The sequence below is a fragment of the Pseudomonas sp. NPDC088429 genome (assembly GCF_044753305.1).
Classification (GTDB): Bacteria; Pseudomonadota; Gammaproteobacteria; order Pseudomonadales; family Pseudomonadaceae; genus Aquipseudomonas; species Aquipseudomonas rustica.
In genome coordinates this window covers 1-17,806 of sequence record NZ_JBIVMX010000022.1, presented here as the reverse complement: position 1 = coordinate 17,806, position 17,806 = coordinate 1, and the positions used below count along the sequence as shown (strand labels likewise).

The window sequence follows — 17,806 nt, the reverse complement described above, 5'->3', positions numbered from 1 at the left end:
AAATGAAAAGTAAAACAATTCGTCGCTGGTCGTTTATCCACACCTGGACCAGCCTGATCTGCACCGTGTTTTTGCTGATGCTGGCATTGACCGGTTTGCCGTTGATTTTCAGCCATGAAATCGATCATCTGCTGGGCAATGCCCCCGAGTTGCGAGAGATGCCGGCCGACACGCCGCAACTCAACCTGCAACAACTGGTGGATGCCGCGCAGAAACATCGGCCGGGCGAGGTCATGCAGTACTTCGGTTACGACGACGAAGAGCCAAACGCTGCGTTTGCGATCATGGCGAAAACCGCCGGCACCGAACCGAACTCCTCGCACACCTTCATGCTCGATGCGCGCACCGGTGAAGCACTGGAAACCCCTTCGGCCAACGGCGGTTTGATGCTGTTTATCCTGCGCCTGCACGTCGACATGTTTGCCGGGTTGCCGGGCAAATTGCTGCTGGCGTTTATGGGTTTATTGTTTGTCATGGCGATTGTTTCGGGCACGGTGTTGTACCTGCCGTTCATGCGCCGGCTGAAGTTCGGCACGGTGCGTCAGGACAAATCCACGCGGCTGCGCTGGCTCGACCTGCATAACCTGATTGGCGTGGTGACGCTGACCTGGGCCTTGGTCGTCGGCGTGACTGGCGTGATCAGTGCCTGCGCCGATCTGCTGATCGCCGCATGGCGCAACGAGGCCCTGACCGCGTTGATCGAACCCTACCGCGACGCGCCACCGCTGACACAACTGGCGCCCGCCACGCGTTTGCTCGACATTGCCGGCGAAGCTGCGCCGGGTATGAAACCGGATTTCATTGCCTTCCCCGGCACGCGCTTCTCCAGCGAACACCATTACTCGGTGTTCATGAAGGGTGGCACGCACCTGACGTCGCATCTGCTGACGCCGGTGCTGATCGACGCCACCACGCTGAAGGTCACCGCGGTGGCGGAACGGCCGTGGTACATGGACGCGATGGGCATGTCGCAACCGCTGCACTTTGGTGATTACGGCGGCATGCCGATGAAGATCCTTTGGGCCACGCTCGATGTGCTGACCATCATCGTTCTCGGCAGCGGCGTGTACCTGTGGGTGGTGCGGCGCAAGGCGGCCAAGCCTGTGCTGGAAACGACGGAGGCGACGGTATGAAGCCGCGTCAGTCGAATTTCTGGAAAGTCTTCAGCACGCCGTTGGTGATTGGTCTTCTGAGTGCGGCGGGACTGTTTGCGGCGTTGCTGGGGGACGGGATCTGGGATGCCCTGAGCTGGGTGGGGTTGGGTGTGCCGGCCTTCCTGGCCCTAAAAGGATTACTGCTGCGAAGCTGAGAAACCACTGTAGGAGTGAGCCTGCTCGCGATAGCGCAATCACATTCAACATCAACGTTGACTGAACCACCGCTATCGCGAGCAGGCTCACTCCTACATTTGCTTCAGCGCAAGGCTTGAGCTCGCATCCTGACAGGCTATGCTGCCCGTTCACCATTCTGATCGAGACCCTGCCAATGTCCGCCCCCAGCATGACCCTGTACCACAACACCCTCTCCCCGTTCGTGCGCAAAGTGATGGTGCTGCTCCACGAAACCGGTCAGCAGGATCGCGTTGCCCTGCAAGACTGCGTGCTCTCCCCGGTCAGCCCGAGCGCCGAGCTCAATGCCGACAACCCGCTGGGCAAGATCCCGGCCCTGCGCCTGGCCGACGGCACGGTCATCCATGACAGCCGCGTGATCCTCGAATACCTCGACCACCAGCACGTCGGCAACCCGCTGATCCCGCGCGAAGGCTCGGCCCGCTGGCGCCGTCTGACCCTCGCCTCGCTGGCCGACGGGATCATGGACGCCTCGGTGATGGTGCGTTACGAACAAGTCCTGCGCGCCCCGGAAAAACACTGGGATGAATGGCTCGAGGCGCAACGCGAGAAGATCCGTCGTGCGCTGAATCTGTTGGAGCACGATGCGATTGCCGAGCTGACCAGCCACTTCGATGTGGCCGCGATCAGCGTGGCCAGTGCGCTGGGTTACCTGGATCTGCGCTTCCCCGACCTGGGCTGGCGCGAGGCTAATCCGCAACTGGCTAACTGGTTTTTTGAAGTGAGTCAGCGACCGTCCATGATTGCGACGATGCCCAAGCCTTAGTTTTTGGGTGCCTGCTCCGGCCTCTTCGCGAGCAGGCTCACTCCTACAGTTGACCGCATTTCCCTGTAGGAGTGAGCCTGCTCGCGATGGCGGCAACTCGCTTCCACAGGCAAATAGCCGATAATCCGCGTCACCAACCCATCCTTCCAACGCTGATCCTCGCGCAACCCCAGCGACCGGCTCATTCCACCACCCCGATATCAAACTCCAACGGTTTGGCCGGCTTCTGCCCGATCCCGTACCAATCCAGTTTGCGCGTCAGCACCATAAACACGCCGAGCAAGCCGAACAGCAGCAACGAGCCCATCAACAACGCGTAATCCTCCGCGCTCAACAGCCCATAAAGCAGTCCATACAACGCCGCCAACCCCGCCGAAAAACTCAAGCCATGGCGCACGCTGCGCAGCACGTGGCAGACGTAAAAGCCGATCAACAACACACAAGCACTGGCCGACAGCAGATACGCCAGGGCAAAACCGATGTGCTCCGACAACGACAGCAGCAACAGATAGAAAAACGCCAACGCGACACCGACCAACGCGTATTGCACCGGGTGCACCGCGAGACTTTTCAGTACTTCGAAGAGAAAGAAACCGGCGAACGTCAGGACGATAAACAGCAACGCATATTTGATCGCTCGGTCACTCTTCAGGTACTGATCCACCGGGTCGATAAAACTCACGCCAAAGCTGCGGCTGTTGAACGCCTCGCAATCGCCCATCACACAGCGATGCATTGCTTCCTGCAGGTTGGTGGAGAAAAACGAGGTCTGCCAATCGGCCTTGAAACCCTGATCGTTGATCTCGCGTTTGGCCGGCAGGAAGTTACCGATGAAGCTCGGATGCGGCCAATTCGCGCCGAGGCTGACACTGCTGGTCTTGCCCACCGGCAGCACGCGCAACGAACCGGTGCCCTGCAGTTGCAGATCGAAGGCGAACGCCAGCTCGGTGGTTTTGCTGGTATCCAGCGTCGGCAGCGTGACCCGCACCCCCTCACCGAGCCAGGCCACTTCCGTGCCCGGAACAAAGTCCAGACGCTGACCATCAAGCTCCAGTTTCAACGCGTTTTCGATGCCGCGAATGTCGCTGATGCCGACGGCGAGAAACGGCGCGTCAAACTGGTAGTCCGCGAAATCTTCCTTGATGCCCAACTGCGCCGGCAGTGAGAAATGGCCATTGATACGGTTGTCGGCATGGAACAGTCGCGCCTCGTAGATCCCGCGTTTACGCAGTTCAGTTTGCACTTGGCCGTCGAGCTCAAAACGCTCGGGCAGGAAATACAAACGCCCGCGCTCTTCGCCGATTTCCTGGTAACGCTTATTGGTTTTTTCGTTGGTTTTCCAGGTGCGCACCACTTTGCGATACGGCACCACCATCACCGGGCCGCTGACCTGCTGGCTGTAACTGGAACTGCGGGCGATGTCTTCGAGCACGCCGTCGCGCAGCTGTTGGCGCTCGTCGATGACGCCATCGATCATCAACAGCGGGATCAGCAATAGCAGGATCAGCAGCGCGATGGCGCCGAGTTTGATGGTCAGGCTTCGGTTCATAAGGACGCTCCCTCGTTGGAATGGAAGCGAGTCTGAAAGCGCTCTGTGGTTTTGTGATGGAGGGTGTGTGGGAATTGTGTGGAAATACCTGTAAAACGCTTCTTCCCGCAAACGCGGCCAAGGTCAGCTCGGCTCAGCGGAGCAATTTTCAGACAAAGGATCATCACGTTGCGCAACAACTCATTCGATTTGATCAGGCATATCGCCGCGTTCCTCGTGCTGTTCAGCCACCACTTTGCGCTGTCGGGCCTGCAGGAGCCGGGCATTGCCGGTTTCAACTCGCTGGGCGGCATCGCGGTGATCGCGTTCTTTTCAATATCGGGTCTGCTGATCACTCAGAGTTACATCAGCTCGCGCAGCTTCGGTGATTACCTCAGCAAGCGTGTCGCGCGCATCTTTCCCGCGTTGATCCTCTGCGCGTTTGTCATGACCTACATCGGCGGGGCGCTATTTGCCGAAGGTTATGTGAGCAGCTCAAGTGCGCTGGTCGATTTCCTGCGGATTTCGGTTTTCGGTCGAGCGAACATCGAGCCGATTACCGATGGCTTCATTTTCAATGAGTCTTTCAATGGCAGTTTGTGGACGCTGAAGATCGAGTTCGGCTTCTATCTGTTGCTGGCGGTCGCACTGCTTATCTATCGCCGGGCCTTGATGCCCTGGGTATTACTGGCCGCATTCGGTTTGGCCACGTATGTTTTGGGCAATTACGCACAGGGCGCACTGGCGCAGAAACTCGCGGTTTATAGCGCCGCTGGGATCGCCTTCTTTGCAGGTTCGGTAATTGCCATGCACAAGCAGCACTTTGGCGACAAACGCGTGCTGGCGCTGACGCTACTGGTGGGGGTCGCGCTGGTGCTGGTCAGCATTGGCACCGCGCTTGCCGGGGTGCTGGCAACTCTGGGCTTCTGCCTCGCAACCCTGAGCATCGGCCTGCTGTATGTCGACAAAAGTATTCGCGGGCGTTTCGACATTTCCTACGGCACTTATCTCTATGCCTTCCCGGTGCAGCAGTTGGTGATCAACAAGACATCGCTGGGCTTTTTCCCGTCGATGCTGGTGTCCGCACTGATCGTGGTTGTTCTGGCGATCATTTCGTGGCGTCTGGTCGAGCAACCGGCCCTGCGGTTTGTGCATCGCAAGAAACACGAGCGCGCGGTACAGGCTACGACTCCATCCTGAGCCTCAGGGCAGGCTCAGCATCACTAGCACACCGCCTTGCACATTGCGGATGGCCAGACGGCCGCCATGCAGTTTGGCCACTTCCTCCACGAAGTTAAGCCCCAAACCGGTGCTTTTACGCCCGCTGTCCGGGCGCGGCAGGGAATAGAATCGCTCGGTCAAACGTGGCAAGGCGTAATCAGGAATTGGCGCTGTTTCATTGAACAGGCTCAGCTCGATCTGCTCATCGCGTCGTACCGCATTAAAGCGCAACGTCCCCTGCTTCGGGGTGAAATCCAGCGCATTCTCCAACAGATTACCCAGCGCCTGACGCAACAGAAACGGCTCGCCCATCAGCAGCAGATCCGCCGTAATCGTCTGCTCGATTCGCAACTGCTTGCCTTCAATTCGCGCGGTCTGCGCCTGCAACAACTCATCCACCAACACCGCCAACGGCACCGCGACCCGCTCTTCCAGCCCTTGCCGTTGTTCGACCTGCGCCAAGTTCAACAGCCGCTCGATCAACTGCTGCATCCGCGCACTTTCGCTGTCGATGTTGCCGACAAAACGCAGGCGCTGAATCGGCGGCATGTCGCCTTGCAGCAATTCCGCCGCGCCACGAATCGCCGCCAGCGGACTTTTCAGTTCATGGGTCAACGTATGCACGTAACGCTCGACGTAGGCCTTGCCTTCCAGTTGCGTGCGCATCTGTTCCACGGCGGTGGCGAGCTGCTCCAGTTCGCCACCGCGATAGTGCGGCACTTCCACGCGACGGCCTTCGCTGACGGCTTGGGCATAACCGGTCAAGCGATGCAGCGCACGACTCAGCCACCACGACAGCAACGCGCCAAACAACAGGCCGAGGCCGATCAAACCGGCGCCGTAAAACAGCAAACGTCGCTCGGTGCGATCGACGTAAGGCTGCAATGAGCTGTTGGGTTTGGCCACGGTGACCACGCCGATGATTTTGCCGTTATCGCGGATCGGCGCGCCGACATGCATCACCGACGAGCTCGCGTCGTTCGGATCGCTGCGGGTCGAACGTGCGCCGTATTCACCGCGCAAAGTCAGGTAGACGTCGTTCCAGCGCGAGTAATCCTGACCCACCGCAACGCCGCTGGAATCGAGTACAACGATGCCTTTGGCGTCGGTCACATAGATACGGTGATTGACCTGATTTTTCGGCAAGCCCCAGATCGTCGCTTGCGGCTGGCGATCACCATAAGCGCGGAGCAATTGGGGCCAACGATTTTCGCTGAGGGTGCCGGCCTTGAAATCGTCACGAAGTATTTCCGCCATCAAATTCGCGGTATCAACGAGGGTTTCTTCGGTGGACTGGCGCACGCCGGGGCGAATTTCTTCCATCACCGTGTTGAGCACGAAATAACCGGTCAGGCCGATAAACAGCACGTACACCAGAAAAATCCGCAGCCCCAATGACATCAGCTGTGCCCCGGGCTGTAGCTGTAACCGAGGCCGCGATGGGTCTGGATCGGTTCGGCTTCGGCGCGCACCAGCCGCAGTTTGGCGCGCACGCTTTTGATATGGCTGTCGATGCTGCGTTCGTAACCGGCATCGGCCGCGACGCCCAGCGCATCGAGCAATTGCTCGCGGCTGAACACCCGTTCGGGTTGTTCGAGCAGGCATTGCAGCAGACGGAATTCGTGGCGGGTCAGGCTTAACGTCTGGCCGCGATAGATGATTTGTACGCGTTCGGGGTCGATACGAAACAGTGCCGAAGTGGCTTCAATCGGCGGACGCGGCGCCATGCGTTTGAGGATCGCTTTGACCCGCGCCGCGACTTCTCGCGGACTGAACGGCTTGACCACATAGTCGTCGGCGCCGATCTCCAGCCCGACCACGCGATCAATCTCGGCATCGCGAGCGCTGAGGAACAGCACCGGCACTTCGCTGAAACGTCGCAGCTGTTTGCAGGTTTCGAAGCCGCTGATGTCCGGCAGGCCGATGTCGAGGATGATCAGATCGGCCGGCGTCTGCCGCTGATGTTCCAGCGCCGCCGCGCCAAGGCTCAGCCACGTGGTGGCGAAGCCCTCGCCTTGCAGGGCGAAAATCAGCGTGTCGGCAATCGCCGCTTCGTCTTCGACAATCAGGATATGAGGCATGGCGTCCGAGCCCGTGGTTGAGTGCGCGAACGGTGCCCCAAGCCTGACGTCACGTCAATGAGACCACTTGGCTCAGCAGTCAGGTTTGTCAGCGGTGAAGCGCCGTGCCGGGTTTACCGCAGCGCCAAATTCACGCAAGGCTTTGGCACCGATCAGCAACGGGTAATTGAAGTTGCTGCGGTCGGTCAGGTTGACCTCAACGGTACGCTTGACGTCGCCCAGGCACAGCTCCAGATCGACCACCGGGCGTTTGGCGACTTCGGTGCTTTCACCCTCGTCCTCTTCATCCGAACGGCTCTTGATCTTGCTGATCCGCGCGACTTTGTGTTCGTAGACTTTGTTGCTGGCGTCTTTGGTGCCGAGGCGGAAACGCACCCAGTCTTCGCCGTCGCGGGTGAAGGTCTCGATGTCCTTGGCCGACAGCGAGGCGGTCAGCGCGCCGGTGTCCATCTTGGCCTTGAGCACTTCACCGCCGATTTCCGGCAGCGCGATGTATTCGTAGCGGCCGTACAGGGTCGGCTCGGCGGCCATGACCGGCAGGGCGACGAGGGCAAACAGTGCAAGGAGGGATTTCACGTAAGGGCTTCCTTGGGGAGTTGGACAACGGGATTTTAGACCGTTGCGCGCTTGATCGTTCCCACGCTCTGCGTGGGCATGCATCCAGTGACGCTCTGCGTCACAGGGACGCGGAGCGTCCCGGGCGGCGTTACCACGCAGAGCGTGGGAACGATCAGGTTAACGCGAATAAAGTGAAACATTCGTCAGCGCCGATTTGGCCTGCCGCGCGAAGCTGCTTATCATGACGCGCCCAACCCACGTCATAGAGTTGCTTATGCGCCGCCTGCTCACCGGCTGTTTCGTCACCCTGCTGCTGTTGCTCAACACCCTGATCCTGATCGGGCCGTTGCTGGTGTTTGCCCTGCTAAAACTGGTCGCGCCGGGCCGCTGGCGCGACTACGCGTCGGGGGCGGTAATGTGGATTGCCGAGACCTGGGCCGAAATCGACAAGCTGATTTTCCGCCTGTGCATTCCCACCCAATGGGACATTCGCGGCGGCGAAGGCCTGCGCGGCGACACGTCGTATCTGGTGATCAGCAACCACCAATCGTGGGTCGACATTCCGGCGCTGATCCAGACGCTGAACCGACGCACGCCGTTTTTCAAATTCTTCCTCAAGAAAGAACTGATCTGGGTACCGTTTCTGGGGCTGGCGTGGTGGGCGCTGGATTACCCGTTCATGAAACGCTACACCAAAGCCTTTCTGGCGAAGAATCCGGAATTGGCGGGCAAGGATCTGGAAATCACCAGACAGGCCTGCGAGCTGTTCAAGCGCCAGCCGGTGACGGTGGTGAATTATCTGGAAGGCACGCGCTACACGGCGGCGAAAAGTACCGAACAGCAATCACCGTTCAACCACTTGCTCAAGCCCAAGGCCGGCGGCGTGGCGTTTGTGTTGGCGGCGATGGGTGAACAGCTGGATGCGATCCTCGACGTGACGGTGGTTTATCCACAGGCACGGATTCCAGGATTCTGGGATTTGATCAGCGGCAACGTGCCGAGAGTCATCATCGACATCAAGACCCGCGAACTCGACCCGGCGCTGTGGCAGGGCGATTACGAAAACGATCCAGCGTTTCGCCAGACCGTCCAGAGCTGGGTCAACCAGCTCTGGAACGAGAAGGATCAGCGCATCGCCGAACTGCGCGACGAGCGGCGCTGACTCAGCTACCGGCGCCGACGCCCCAGATGCTGCCCAGGCTGGTCAGCAGCGAACCGCCGACGCCTTGGTCACCCAGGTACTTGAGCAGCACCGGGGCAAACTGGCCGACCATGCCGCTGTCCATGCCCAACGCACCAAAGGCGTTGTTCAGGTCATTGGTGTCCTTGACGTTACCCAAGGCATTTTCCAGACCGGCGGATTTGCCGGACTGACCCAGCAACCCGCTCAACGCCGCCAGGTTGCCGCTACCGCCCGACAGCTTGTCGATGCCCGGCACTTCTTTGGCCAACTGCGAATAATCAGTGCTGCTCAATTGGTTCTTGGCCAGACCCAACATGGCGCTGGTGCCGCCGACGGCTTGTTGTGGCGTAACCCCCAGACCGGTGACGGCTTGCAGCAAACCGGCCGTTTCCGAGGTCGGCGCTGCGGCAGTGGCAGCGTTGCCGCCCTGCATGCTGGCAGCGGCCTTGGTGACGTCGTCCAGACTGAAACCGGCAAACGCCGGGCTCGCCGCCAGGGTCATGAGTGATGCCAAGGCAAAACCGCGTGAAATCTTCATTCAGACATCCTCTTGCGCTGTGAAAACTACCCGTCAATGGGCAGCGAAACTGCCGGTTTGACCGAGGATACGCCGGCATGTTCCGGTGCAGAGCATCCATTTTCCCCCGTCTCACGTATATGAATCGTGAAACCCTGGAATTGTCGCGATGAATGGCACAACCGCTGTCGCTGAACTAGCCTGTGAACAGCCCGAGTCTAGCCCTCGTCGCCCATCCATTGCCTGGAGAGTCGTTATTTCCGCCGCCGAGACCGATCAGCTAAGGCAGCTGTTGGCCCAGTGTTCACTGGGTGATCGGCGCGCCTTCGAAACCTTGTACCGCAGCGTCGGCCCGCGCCTGCACGGCGTGGCCCTGCGTTTCATGGGTCGCGCGGATCTGGCCGAAGAAGTGTTGCAGGAAGCCTTCGTACGGATCTGGAACAACGCCTCGCGCTACGAATCGCATCTCTCGGCGCCGATGACCTGGATGATCAACATCACCCGCAATCAGGCCATCGACCAGTTGCGCAAACACCGCGACCGGCCGCTGACCGACCTCGAACAGGACGCCCTGCAGGACGAAAGCCCCTCGGCCCACGATCAATTGAGCAGCGCCCGTGAGGCTCACGCACTCAACCGTTGCCTGGAAACCCTCGAAGGCATGCAGCGCCAATCGATCACCGTCGCCTACTTTCAGGGTTTGTCCTGCTCGGAACTCGCCGAACATTTGGCCGCGCCGCTGGGCTCGGTGAAGTCGTGGATCCGCCGAGGCATGGAACGCCTGCGCCGGTGCCTTGAATCATGAACTACCAGACCCCTGCCCTGCGCCGCGTGCTCGCAGCCGATTACGCGATTGGTCTGATGTCAGCGCCTGCGCGGCTACGCTTTGAGCAGCTGCTGCTGGACGACGCGGCGTTGCGAGCGGAAGTCGCGCAATGGCAGGAAACGCTGGTGAGCCTTACCGAATCCCTGCCGGAACATCCGGTGCCCGATCGCGTGTGGCAAGGCATTACCGCGCGCATCGAACCGCAAGAGCTGCATGTGCCCGAGAAGCGTCCGTTCTGGAACTGGCTTCGCGTTATGGCGGCGGTCTGTTCAATTGTTGTGCTGGTGTTCCTCGGTTCGCTGTACAACCGTGATGATGCTCGGTACACCGCGACGCTGTTGACGGCCAGTGCGCAACCGGCGCTGAAGGTCGAGGCGCATGAAGATTATCTGCAGGTCGAGCCGCTGACGCTGGCGGCGGTTGATGCGGATCGCAGTCTGGAACTGTGGGCGATTCCGGCGGATGGCAAGCCGATTTCGCTGGGGATGATTCCGGCGGGGGGTAAAGGCAAGGTTGAGTTGAGCGAGGCGCAGCGGGGGTTGATTGGGCAGCCGATTGCGTTGGCGGTGAGTCTGGAGCCTAAGGGTGGTTCGCCGACCGGGCAGCCGACTGGGCCGGTGTTGTATCAAGGGGCCTTGGCGGCTCTCTGATTGCTTAAGATCAAAAGATCGCAGCCTTCGGCAGCTCCTACATTGATCCGTGTAGGAGCTGCCGAAGACTGCGATCTTTTGATCTAAAAAAAAGGCGACCCGAAAGTCGCCCTTTTTTACTTACGCCGCACTGAACAACTTATGCGGATCAATCACAAACTTCTTCGGCACGCCCGCATCGAACTCGCCGTACCCTTCCGGCGCCTGATCCAGACTGATCACCTGCACACCCACCACTTCGGCAATGTTGATGCGATCCCACATGATCGCCTGCATCAGTTGGCGGTTGTACTTCATCACTGGGGTTTGCCCGGTGTGGAAGCTGTGCGACTTGGCCCAGCCCAGACCGAAGCGGATGCTCAGGCTGCCCATTTTCGCGGCGGCGTCGACGGCACCCGGATCTTCGGTCACGTACAGGCCCGGGATACCGATTTTGCCGGCTACGCGCACCACGCCCATCAGCGAGTTGAGCACGGTGGCCGGGGCTTCCGATTTCGCGCCGTCGTGGCCGTGACCGCGTGCTTCGAAGCCGACGCAGTCCACCGCGCAGTCGACTTCCGGCTCGCCGAGCAGCGCGGCGATTTGTTCGTGCAGCGGCGCGTCTTTCGACAGGTCGACGATTTCAAAACCTTGCGCCTTGGCGTGGGCCAAACGGATGGTGTTGACGTCGCCGATGATCACCACCGCAGCACCGAGCAGACGTGCAGAAGCGGCAGCGGCCAGACCGACCGGGCCAGCGCCAGCGATGTAAACGGTGCTGCCCGGACCAACGCCGGCAGTAACGGCGCCGTGATAACCGGTCGGGAGAATGTCGGAGAGGCAGGTCAGGTCGCGGATTTTCTCCATGGCCTTGTCGCGATCCGGCAGTTTCAGCAGGTTGAAGTCGGCGTATGGCACCAGCACGTATTCGGCCTGGCCGCCGGTCCAGTCGCCCATGTCGACGTAACCGTAAGCGCCGCCGGCACGGGCCGGGTTGACGGTCAGGCAGACGCCGGTGTGTTGCTCTTTGCAGGAACGGCAGCGCCCGCAGGCAACGTTGAACGGTACGGAGACCAGATCACCGATTTTCAGGTTTTCGACGTCGGAGCCTTTTTCGATCACCTCGCCAGTAATCTCGTGGCCCAGCACCAGACCGGTCTGCGCCGTGGTACGGCCGCGCACCATGTGTTGGTCGGAGCCGCAGATGTTGGTGGAAACCACTTTTAGAATGACCCCGTGCTCGATCTTGCGACCGCGCGGGTCCTGCATTTTCGGATAGTCGATTTTCTGTACTTCGACCTTGCCAGCGCCGAGATACACCACACCACGATTGCCAGACATGCTTTCACCTCGCTGTTGTTTTTATGGAACCGCGTTGCCCAGGCAGGCAGCGCGTTAAGTGCTCGGTAAATCAAAAGATCGCAGCCTTCGGCAGCTCCTACATGAATCGCACCCTCCTGTAGGAGCTGCCGAAGGCTGCGATCTTTTAGCGATTTAAAGAACAACCGTGCGATTGGCGTTAAGGAACACCCTCCGCTCAATGTGATACCCCACTGCCCGCGCCAGTGTCAGGCCTTCAATATCGCGCCCCTTGGCGATCAGATCCTCAGGGTAATGACTGTGATCCACCGCCTCGACACCCTGGGCAATGATCGGCCCTTCATCCAGATCGTTATTGATGTAATGCGCCGTCGCGCCCACCAGTTTCACGCCCTTGTTATAAGCCTGGTGATACGGCTTGGCGCCCTTGAAACCCGGCAGCAGCGAGTGATGAATATTGATCGCTTTACCATCGAGCTTGCGGCACAACTCCGGCGACAGCACCTGCATGTAGCGGGCGAGGATCACCAGTTCGGCGCCGGATTCTTCGATCACCTGCCACACCTGACGCTCCTGCGACGGCTTGTCGTTGGGGTCGAGGGGGAAATGGTAGTAGGGAATCTGGTGCCAGTCGGCCAGCGGCTTGAGGTCAGGGTGATTGGAAACCACCGCCGCGACGTCCATCGACAACTGGCCGATGCGCTGGCGGTAGAGCAAGTCGTTAAGGCAGTGATCGGCCTTGGAAACCATGATCACCACTTTTGGCCGGTAGTTCGGCGCGGTCAGTTCGAAGATCATGCCGAAGGCCTGGCCGCGTTCGGCGAGGCCTGCGCGGAAGGATTGCTCGTCGAAACCGTCGGGCTGACGGAATTCCACGCGGATGAAAAAACGCCCGGAGAGGCGGTCATCGAACGAATGGTGCTCGGTGACGTAGCAACCCTGCTCGAACAGAAAACGCGTGACCGCGTCCACGGTGCCGAGGACGCTGGGGCAGTCGGCGGTCAGAATCCATGTGTCTGGGGCGCGGCTCATGGTGCGGTGACTCCTGTTCTTGTGCGGGGTGTCAGGTTTTTCCCTCACCCTAGCCCTCTCCCAGAGGGAGAGGGGACTGACCGAGGTGTTCTTTCGAGCTACGCCAACCTGAAAATATGAAGGTAACTGCAGATCGCAAAAACACCCGAGATCGGCTCCCTTTCCCCCTCTCCCCCCTGGGGGAGAGGGCTGGGGTGAGGGGGTGGCTCTTGATCTATCAGGCCTGAACGCTCAACCCGTACTCAGCCGAAGCATCCTGCAACCACAACCACCAGTAATCCGAAAAACTGCGACGAATCAGCAATTCCCAAGTGTCCTCAGCCGTATGCCGAATCATCAGCTGCGACTTGGCGAACACCGTGCCCACCGCTTTACCCACCGGGAAGTTATTCGGGTGCACGTCATAACTGGTCGACTTCATCAGCACCTGACGCACGTTCGGCCCGCTCAGTTCGAGCACTTGCTGGCCGCCGCTGACGTTGACGATCGCAACGTGCAGATCGCCCAGCGCTTCACGCAGATTCTGTTCGGCGGCGAACTCTTCACCGCTAGGCACGATCAGCAGCCACTCGTCCGGGCCCATCCATTGCAGGCTGGTTTCACCTTTGACGATGACGCTCAGCGCGCCGGGCAGTTCGATGCCCAGCGCTTTATGGACACCGGCGGCGAACGCCGCATCGTGGCCATCGCCACGGATGGTCAGGTGACCGAGGAGTTTCTTTTCCCGCACGATCACGCCGGCGTTCTTGCGACCCTTGCCGACCAGGCTGGCGAGGTCGGCATGGTGCAGCGACGACTCGGCCTTGGCCCCGGTGGTTGGGCGTTGTTGGTACACGTTGGCTGTGGTCATAAAGCACCTTCCTGAATTCTTGATCGTTCCCACGCTCTGCGTGGGAATGCCGCCATGGACGCTCTGCGTCCGCTCTTGGGACGCAGAGCGTCCCGGGATGCATTCCCACGCAGAGCGTGGGAACGATCAGTGTCAGATGTTCTGGCGATCCCCCTTCGGATCGAAGAACACCGAAGAAACGATTTCCGCCTCGATCACGCTGCCATCGGCCAGCGGCGCAAACACCCGCTCACCGAGGCGCTTCAGACCGCCCTTGACCACACCCATGGCAAACGAATAACCGAGGGAGTTGTGCGCGTAACTGGAGGTCACGTGGCCAACCATGGTCATCGGGATCGCCTGCTTGGTGTTGAACACCAACTGCGCACCTTCCGGCAGCCACACGTTCGGATCGATCGGCTTCAGACCGACCAGTTGCTTACGCTGATCCTTCACGCAGTCTTCACGGTTCATGCCACGCTGGCCGATCCACGAGAACGGTTTGGTGCGACCGACACACCAGCCCATGTTCAGATCGTCCGGAGTCATCGAGCCGTCAGTGTCCTGGCCAACGATGATGAAACCCTTCTCGGCACGCAGAACGTGCATGGTTTCAGTGCCGTACGGGGTCAGGTTGTACTGCTTGCCGGCCTCGACGATTTTCTCCAGCACGCCCATCGCATAGTCGGCCTGCACGTTGACTTCGTACGACAGCTCACCGGTGAACGAAATGCGGAACACCCGCGCCGGCACGCCGCCGACCAGACCTTCCTTCCAGGTCATGAACGGGAACGCTTCGTTGCTCAGATCAATGTCAGTCACGGCGCTGAGCAGCTGGCGGCTGTTCGGCCCGGACAGGGTCATGGTCGCCCAGTGGTCGGTGACGGACGTGAAGTAGACCTTCATGTCCGGCCATTCGGTCTGGTGGTACAGCTCCAGCCATTGCAGCACGCGAGCCGCGCCGCCGGTGGTGGTGGTCATGACGAAATGGTTGTCGGCCAGACACGCCGTGACACCGTCGTCGAAGACCATGCCGTCTTCTTTGCACATCAGACCGTAGCGAGCCTTGCCCACGTCGAGTTTGGTCCAGGCGTTGGTGTACACGCGGTTAAGAAACTCGCGGGCATCCGGGCCTTGAATGTCGATCTTGCCGAGGGTCGAGGCGTCGAGCAGGCCGACGCTGTCGCGCACGGCTTTGCATTCGCGCTTCACGGCGGTGTGCAGGTCTTCACCGTTTTTCGGGAAGTACCATGGGCGTTTCCACTGACCGACGTCTTCAAACTCTGCGCCGTTCTTCACATGCCAGGCATGCAGCGCGGTGTGACGCACCGGCTCGAAGATGTGCCCACAGTGACGACCGGCCACGGCGCCGAAAGTCACCGGCGTGTAGTTCGGGCGGAACATCGTGGTGCCCATCTGCGGGATGGTCACGTTCAGCGAACGGGCGGCGATGGCCAGACCGTTGACGTTGCCGAGCTTGCCCTGATCGGTGCCGAAGCCCAGCGCGGTGTAGCGTTTGACGTGCTCGACCGACTCGAAACCTTCGCGAGTTGCCAGCTCAATCGCTGCAGCGGTGACGTCGTTCTGCAGGTCGACGAATTGCTTCGGCGCCCGTGCGGTGTTCTTTTCATGCGGCACCTGAAACAGCGCCAGCGTCGGTTCTTCATGACGGCTGAGGGCTTTCGGCAAGGTGCCTTCGACCGCAGCGAAACCGGCTTCACTGGCAGCGCGCACGCCACCTTCAAAACCGTCAGCCAGCGAATCGCCGAGACCGTAAACACCGTTGATGCCACCGACGCACACACGCTTCTGCGGCGCTTCGCCCGGTACGAAACCGAGGATGTCTTCACGCCAGGTCGGCTTGCCACCGAGGTGCGAAGCCAAGTGAACAACCGGGCTGTAACCGCCGGAACTGGCAACCACATCGCAATCAAGCCATTCGCCCGGACTGGTCACGGCGTGGGCTTTGACATCAATCGCGGCAACACGAGCAGCGGTAACACGCTTGCTGCCACGGGCTTCAATCACGGCGCTGCCAGTGAGAATCCGAATGCCTTTGGCGCGTGCTTCTTCCACCAATGCACCACGCGGATTGCTGCGCGCATCGGCGATGGCGACCACTTGCAGACTGGCATCGAGCCAATCCAAAGCAACGCGATAAGCGTGATCGTTGTTGGTCGACAGCACCAGTTTCTTGCCCGGTGCCACGCCATAACGGCGTACGTAAGTCGACACCGCACCGGCAAGCATGTTGCCCGGCACATCGTTGTTGCCGTAAACCAGCGGACGCTCGCAGGCACCGGTCGCCAGCACGACACGCTTGGCGCGAACGCGGTGAATACGCTGACGCACCTGACCGATCGGCGCGCGGTCACCGAGGTGATCGGTAAGGCGTTCGTGAATGGTCAGGAAGTTGTGGTCGTGGTAACCGTTGACCGTGGCGCGCGGCAACAGCAGCACGTCCGGGGTGTTCTTCAGTTCAGTGATGACGCTGGCGACCCATTCCATCGCCGGTTTGCCGTCGAGGCTTTCACGCGAGTCGAGCAGACTGCCACCGAACTCCTCCTGCTCATCGGCCAGAATCACTCGGGCACCGCTGCGCGCAGCGGCCAAGGCAGCGGCGAGACCGGCAGGGCCAGCGCCGACGATCAGCACGTCGCAATGCTGGTTCATGTAGTCGTAGGTGTCCGGATCGACTTCGGTCGGCGAGCGGCCAAGACCGGCAGCCTTGCGAATGTACTTCTCGTAGGTCATCCAGAACGATTGCGGGTACATGAAGGTTTTGTAGTAGAAACCCGGCGGCATCAGCTTGCCGCCGACCTTGCCGAGAATGCCCATCATGTCATTGTTGACGCTCGGCCAGCCGTTGGTGCTGGTCGCGACCAGACCTTGATACAGCGCCTGTTGCGTGGCGCGCACGTTGGGGATCTGCGTAGCTTCGGTCGCGCCGATCTGCAGCACCGCGTTCGGTTCTTCGGCACCGGCAGCAAAGATGCCGCGAGGACGCGAATACTTGAAACTGCGGCCAATGATGTCGACGCCGTTGGCGATCAGCGCGGCGGCTAGCGAGTCACCCTCGAAGCCTTTGTAGCTCTGACCGTTGAAGGTGAAGCTCAGCACTTTGTTGCGGTCGATCCGTCCACCGTTGGACAGGCGATTGGTCTGGCTCATACCTTCTCTCCCAGCGCCGTCGTGGCTGTTTTCGCCGTATCAGCCTTGTCGGTGAATTGCGGCTTGGTGCCGATCTTGTAGGTTTCGAGAATCTCGTAGGTCACGGTGTCGCGGGTGACGTTGAAGTACTGACGGCAACCGGCGACGTGATCCCACAGTTCGTGGTGCAGACCGCGCGGGTTGTCGCGGAAGAACATGTAGTCACCCCACTCCTCGTCGGTGCAGGCGCCTGGATCGAGCGGGCGCGGAATGTGCGCCTGACCGGATGCGTGGAATTCCTCTTCGGAGCGCAGTTCGCCGCAGTGAGGACAGAAGATATGCAACATGGGGATTTCTCCTGTTAGTGGGCGACGGCAGCAGCGCCGTGTTCGTCGATGAGTGCGCCGTTGTGGAAACGGTCGATGGAAAACGGTGCGGCCAACGGGTGCATTTCACCCTTGGCCAGACTCGCGGCAAACACGTTGCCCGAGCCAGGTGTGGCCTTGAAGCCACCGGTGCCCCAACCGCAGTTGAAGAACATGTTCGGTACCGGGGTTTTCGAAATGATCGGGCACGCATCTGGCGTGGTGTCGACGATGCCGCCCCACTGCCGGTTCATGCGTACGCGGGACAACACCGGGAACATCTCGACGATGGCCTGAATGGTGTGCTCGATCACCGGGTACGAACCGCGCTGGCCGTAGCCGTTGTAGCCGTCGATACCGGCGCCGATCACCAGGTCGCCCTTGTCGGACTGGCTGATGTTACCGTGCACGGGGTTGGACTTGATCACGCTGTCGATAATCGGCTTGGTCGG

At 60.3% G+C, this 17,806-nt stretch carries 18 protein-coding genes; 7 read left to right on the top strand and 11 right to left on the bottom strand.

Going from position 1 to position 17,806, the window contains the following annotated elements; genetic code table 11:
• Positions 1-2: 2 nt before the first annotated feature.
• The 3 genes from ACIP66_RS13660 to ACIP66_RS13650 all read left to right on the top strand — a co-directional run bounded on the left by ACIP66_RS13660 (position 3) and on the right by ACIP66_RS13650 (position 2,115).
• On the top strand, positions 3-1,133 hold the full coding sequence (locus ACIP66_RS13660) for a PepSY-associated TM helix domain-containing protein (protein WP_400648724.1): 1,131 nt from the start codon (positions 3-5) through the stop codon (positions 1,131-1,133).
• Positions 1,130-1,309 (top strand): hypothetical protein, encoded by a 180-nt coding sequence (locus ACIP66_RS13655; RefSeq protein WP_159815411.1) that lies wholly within the window; start codon positions 1,130-1,132, stop codon positions 1,307-1,309. The genes ACIP66_RS13660 and ACIP66_RS13655 overlap by 4 nt, the downstream gene beginning before the upstream one ends.
• Before the next feature lie 176 nt (positions 1,310-1,485).
• Positions 1,486-2,115, top strand: a complete 630-nt coding sequence (locus ACIP66_RS13650; RefSeq protein ID WP_212545021.1) for a glutathione S-transferase — start codon at positions 1,486-1,488, stop codon at positions 2,113-2,115.
• Positions 2,116-2,296: 181 nt separating this feature from the next.
• On the opposite strand, the gene creD is transcribed toward ACIP66_RS13650, so the two are convergent.
• Positions 2,297-3,664, bottom strand: a complete 1,368-nt coding sequence (creD, locus tag ACIP66_RS13645) for a cell envelope integrity protein CreD (protein WP_400648723.1) — start codon at positions 3,662-3,664, stop codon at positions 2,297-2,299.
• A gap of 168 nt (positions 3,665-3,832) precedes the next feature.
• On the opposite strand from creD, the gene ACIP66_RS13640 reads away from it, so the two are divergent.
• Positions 3,833-4,843, top strand: coding sequence for an acyltransferase family protein (locus ACIP66_RS13640; protein WP_400648722.1), 1,011 nt, complete (start codon positions 3,833-3,835; stop codon positions 4,841-4,843).
• 3 nt (positions 4,844-4,846) lie between these two features.
• On the opposite strand, the gene creC is transcribed toward ACIP66_RS13640, so the two are convergent.
• The 3 genes from creC to ACIP66_RS13625 form a co-directional block, all read right to left on the bottom strand.
• Complete coding sequence (gene creC, locus ACIP66_RS13635; protein ID WP_400648721.1) at positions 4,847-6,265, bottom strand: two-component system sensor histidine kinase CreC; 1,419 nt, start codon at positions 6,263-6,265, stop codon at positions 4,847-4,849.
• Positions 6,265-6,945 (bottom strand): two-component system response regulator CreB, encoded by a 681-nt coding sequence (creB, locus tag ACIP66_RS13630; RefSeq protein ID WP_400648720.1) that lies wholly within the window; start codon positions 6,943-6,945, stop codon positions 6,265-6,267. The genes creC and creB overlap by 1 nt, the downstream gene beginning before the upstream one ends.
• A gap of 72 nt (positions 6,946-7,017) precedes the next feature.
• Complete coding sequence (locus ACIP66_RS13625; RefSeq protein ID WP_053124525.1) at positions 7,018-7,521, bottom strand: ATP-dependent zinc protease; 504 nt, start codon at positions 7,519-7,521, stop codon at positions 7,018-7,020.
• A 256-nt stretch (positions 7,522-7,777) separates the two neighbouring features.
• Between ACIP66_RS13625 and ACIP66_RS13620 the strand changes: the two genes are divergently transcribed.
• Positions 7,778-8,665, top strand: coding sequence for an acyltransferase (locus ACIP66_RS13620; protein WP_400648718.1), 888 nt, complete (start codon positions 7,778-7,780; stop codon positions 8,663-8,665).
• A gap of 1 nt (position 8,666) precedes the next feature.
• On the opposite strand, the gene ACIP66_RS13615 is transcribed toward ACIP66_RS13620, so the two are convergent.
• On the bottom strand, positions 8,667-9,224 hold the full coding sequence (locus ACIP66_RS13615; RefSeq protein WP_053124529.1) for a DUF2780 domain-containing protein: 558 nt from the start codon (positions 9,222-9,224) through the stop codon (positions 8,667-8,669).
• Between the two features lie 148 nt (positions 9,225-9,372).
• On the opposite strand from ACIP66_RS13615, the gene ACIP66_RS13610 reads away from it, so the two are divergent.
• Together ACIP66_RS13610 and ACIP66_RS13605 are read left to right on the top strand one after the other, a co-directional pair.
• Positions 9,373-10,008, top strand: a complete 636-nt coding sequence (locus ACIP66_RS13610; RefSeq protein ID WP_400648717.1) for a sigma-70 family RNA polymerase sigma factor — start codon at positions 9,373-9,375, stop codon at positions 10,006-10,008.
• The gene (locus ACIP66_RS13605) at positions 10,005-10,679 is read left to right on the top strand and encodes an anti-sigma factor domain-containing protein (RefSeq protein WP_400648716.1); all 675 of its coding nucleotides are present in this window, start codon (positions 10,005-10,007) and stop codon (positions 10,677-10,679) included. Before ACIP66_RS13610 ends, ACIP66_RS13605 begins: the two co-directional genes overlap by 4 nt.
• A gap of 120 nt (positions 10,680-10,799) precedes the next feature.
• Here ACIP66_RS13605 and fdhA read toward each other — a convergent pair whose 3' ends face one another.
• The 6 genes from fdhA to ACIP66_RS13575 all read right to left on the bottom strand — a co-directional run.
• Positions 10,800-11,999: a formaldehyde dehydrogenase, glutathione-independent gene (gene fdhA, locus ACIP66_RS13600; protein ID WP_008086916.1), complete on the bottom strand. Its 1,200-nt coding sequence runs from the start codon at positions 11,997-11,999 to the stop codon at positions 10,800-10,802.
• Positions 12,000-12,152: 153 nt separating this feature from the next.
• The gene (gene purU / locus ACIP66_RS13595) at positions 12,153-13,010 is read right to left on the bottom strand and encodes a formyltetrahydrofolate deformylase (RefSeq protein ID WP_008086918.1); all 858 of its coding nucleotides are present in this window, start codon (positions 13,008-13,010) and stop codon (positions 12,153-12,155) included.
• Positions 13,011-13,227: 217 nt separating this feature from the next.
• Positions 13,228-13,860 (bottom strand): sarcosine oxidase subunit gamma, encoded by a 633-nt coding sequence (locus tag ACIP66_RS13590; RefSeq protein WP_400648714.1) that lies wholly within the window; start codon positions 13,858-13,860, stop codon positions 13,228-13,230.
• 132 nt (positions 13,861-13,992) lie between these two features.
• Complete coding sequence (locus ACIP66_RS13585; protein WP_159814738.1) at positions 13,993-17,010, bottom strand: sarcosine oxidase subunit alpha; 3,018 nt, start codon at positions 17,008-17,010, stop codon at positions 13,993-13,995.
• Positions 17,007-17,336, bottom strand: a complete 330-nt coding sequence (locus ACIP66_RS13580; protein ID WP_016986286.1) for a sarcosine oxidase subunit delta — start codon at positions 17,334-17,336, stop codon at positions 17,007-17,009. Before ACIP66_RS13580 ends, ACIP66_RS13585 begins: the two co-directional genes overlap by 4 nt.
• Before the next feature lie 14 nt (positions 17,337-17,350).
• On the bottom strand, positions 17,351-17,806 hold a 456-nt coding region (locus ACIP66_RS13575), incomplete at its 5' end, for an FAD-dependent oxidoreductase (protein ID WP_400648712.1).

What these genes read in the sequence shown, in the direction of transcription:
- ACIP66_RS13660 (WP_400648724.1), top strand. Translation starts at nt 3, where the DNA reads ATGAAAAGTAAAACAATTCGTCGCTGGTCGTTTATCCACACCTGGACC.
- ACIP66_RS13655 (WP_159815411.1), top strand. Translation starts at nt 1,130, where the DNA reads ATGAAGCCGCGTCAGTCGAATTTCTGGAAAGTCTTCAGCACGCCGTTG.
- ACIP66_RS13650 (WP_212545021.1), top strand. Translation starts at nt 1,486, where the DNA reads ATGTCCGCCCCCAGCATGACCCTGTACCACAACACCCTCTCCCCGTTC.
- creD (WP_400648723.1), bottom strand. Translation starts at nt 3,664, where the DNA reads ATGAACCGAAGCCTGACCATCAAACTCGGCGCCATCGCGCTGCTGATC.
- creC (WP_400648721.1), bottom strand. Translation starts at nt 6,265, where the DNA reads ATGTCATTGGGGCTGCGGATTTTTCTGGTGTACGTGCTGTTTATCGGC.
- creB (WP_400648720.1), bottom strand. Translation starts at nt 6,945, where the DNA reads ATGCCTCATATCCTGATTGTCGAAGACGAAGCGGCGATTGCCGACACG.
- ACIP66_RS13620 (WP_400648718.1), top strand. Translation starts at nt 7,778, where the DNA reads ATGCGCCGCCTGCTCACCGGCTGTTTCGTCACCCTGCTGCTGTTGCTC.
- ACIP66_RS13615 (WP_053124529.1), bottom strand. Translation starts at nt 9,224, where the DNA reads ATGAAGATTTCACGCGGTTTTGCCTTGGCATCACTCATGACCCTGGCG.
- ACIP66_RS13610 (WP_400648717.1), top strand. Translation starts at nt 9,373, where the DNA reads ATGAATGGCACAACCGCTGTCGCTGAACTAGCCTGTGAACAGCCCGAG.
- ACIP66_RS13605 (WP_400648716.1), top strand. Translation starts at nt 10,005, where the DNA reads ATGAACTACCAGACCCCTGCCCTGCGCCGCGTGCTCGCAGCCGATTAC.
- fdhA (WP_008086916.1), bottom strand. Translation starts at nt 11,999, where the DNA reads ATGTCTGGCAATCGTGGTGTGGTGTATCTCGGCGCTGGCAAGGTCGAA.
- purU (WP_008086918.1), bottom strand. Translation starts at nt 13,010, where the DNA reads ATGAGCCGCGCCCCAGACACATGGATTCTGACCGCCGACTGCCCCAGC.
- ACIP66_RS13590 (WP_400648714.1), bottom strand. Translation starts at nt 13,860, where the DNA reads ATGACCACAGCCAACGTGTACCAACAACGCCCAACCACCGGGGCCAAG.
- ACIP66_RS13585 (WP_159814738.1), bottom strand. Translation starts at nt 17,010, where the DNA reads ATGAGCCAGACCAATCGCCTGTCCAACGGTGGACGGATCGACCGCAAC.
- ACIP66_RS13580 (WP_016986286.1), bottom strand. Translation starts at nt 17,336, where the DNA reads ATGTTGCATATCTTCTGTCCTCACTGCGGCGAACTGCGCTCCGAAGAG.